This window comes from Bradyrhizobium erythrophlei (assembly GCF_042430365.1).
GTDB classification, from domain to species: Bacteria; Pseudomonadota; Alphaproteobacteria; order Rhizobiales; family Xanthobacteraceae; genus Bradyrhizobium; species Bradyrhizobium erythrophlei.
The window spans coordinates 1-1,574 of the sequence record NZ_JBHMET010000004.1; the positions used below are offsets into that span (position 1 = coordinate 1).

At 55.6% G+C, this 1,574-nt stretch carries 1 protein-coding gene; it reads left to right on the forward strand.

Annotated elements, in window-relative coordinates; genetic code table 11:
- The first annotated feature begins 115 nt into the window (after positions 1 to 115).
- Positions 116 to 1,570, forward strand: coding sequence for an IS4 family transposase (locus tag ACFFWD_RS00280; protein WP_376960290.1), 1,455 nt, complete (start codon positions 116 to 118; stop codon positions 1,568 to 1,570).
- The last annotated feature ends 4 nt before the right edge of the window (positions 1,571 to 1,574 follow it).

Sequence of the window (1,574 nt, forward strand, 5' to 3'; positions counted from 1 at the left end):
GCTTTCAATTACCCATAACTTTGACTACTCGGGCTGATCGCGGATTGGTGAAATCTTGAATCGAAAGAATCACTTGTGATTCCTTGCTGAGCACCTGATTCGCGAGGGGTGCTCTATGGGGCTGACATTAAGGGTTCGATCGGCAAAAGGCTGTTTGCGATCCTTGGAAGGTGAATGTTGGATTGATCGAGAGAGTAGTGGATGCGAGTTTAGGGACGCGCGGCTCGGCGACAGATTCCGCAAACTGCTCACGCAGATTGGAAGCGCCATGGGACAAAGCATTCCGCTCGTCTGCCAGGATTGGGCGAATACCAAGGCAGCCTACCGCTTCTTCTCCAATGACCGGGTCAGCGAAGCGGACATTCTGGCCGGCCATTTCCAATCGACACGTGATCGTGCCGCCGCTGAAGGTCTCGTTCTTGTGCTGCACGACACAACCGAGTTCAGCTATCAACGAGAGAAGTCAGAAGCTATCGGCATCACCAAGAGCATAAACAGTGGACGGGATAAGGCAGGTCGCCTCAGATCGCACACGGTTTGCGGCATCCTGATGCATTCGAGCCTCGCGGTTACTATCGAGGGTGTGCCGCTGGGGTTGGCGGCCGTTAAGTTCTGGACCCGGAAGAAATTCAAGGGGACGGCAGCGCTTAAAAAGAAGATCAATCCGACCCGGATTCCCATCGAGAAAAAGGAAAGCGTCCGGTGGTTGGAAAATCTCAAGCAGTCTACGCAACTCTTGGATCATCCGGGACGATGCATCCATATCGGTGATCGCGAGAGTGACATCTACGAGCTTTTCTGCGCAGCACAGGAGATCGGAACTCATTTCCTGATCAGGACCTGCGTCGACCGCTTGGCTGGAGACGGGGATCACACGATCGCCGACGAAATGGACGAGGTCGCCGTCAAAGGGCTCCATCGCATCGAAGTCAGAGACAGCAACGGCAATCCCGACCAGGCCGTTCTTGAGATTAGGTATCGCAAGATTCGCGTCCTGCCGCCGATCGGAAAGCAGAAGCGCTATCCCGCTCTGACCCTGACGGTGATCCATGCCGAAGAGCGCGGGACGCCGAAAAACAGAAAGAAGATCGATTGGAAGCTGATCACCGACCTGCCTGTTGGTTCCCGCACCGACGCCATTGAGAAGCTGGAATGGTATGGCTTGAGATGGAAGATCGAGGTGTTCCACAAGATCCTCAAATCGGGCTGCAAAGCTGAGGAGTCGAAGCTCAGGACTGCCCAGCGTCTGACCAACCTGATCTCGCTCTTTTGCATCCTGAGTTGGCGGGTCTTCTGGATCACGATGCTCAACCGTTCAGCCTCAGACGAGCCGCCAACCCTCGCGTTGACTGCTACTGAAATCGGCGTGCTCGATCGCCTCGTCAACGACAAGCCAAAAGCAAGACAGAAAACGCTCTCGCACTATCTGATCAAGATCGCCCGGCTCGGCGGTTATCTCGCCCGCGCCAGCGATCCGCCGCCCGGCAATACCGTTATGTGGCGCGGGCTGTCACGCCTCACCGACATCGCGCTAGGCGCCATGGTTGGAGGAGAATTTGTGGGTAATTGAAAGC

Excerpts from the sequence above, each read along its gene's own strand:
- ACFFWD_RS00280 (WP_376960290.1), top strand. The coding sequence starts at position 116 with ATGGGGCTGACATTAAGGGTTCGATCGGCAAAAGGCTGTTTGCGATCC.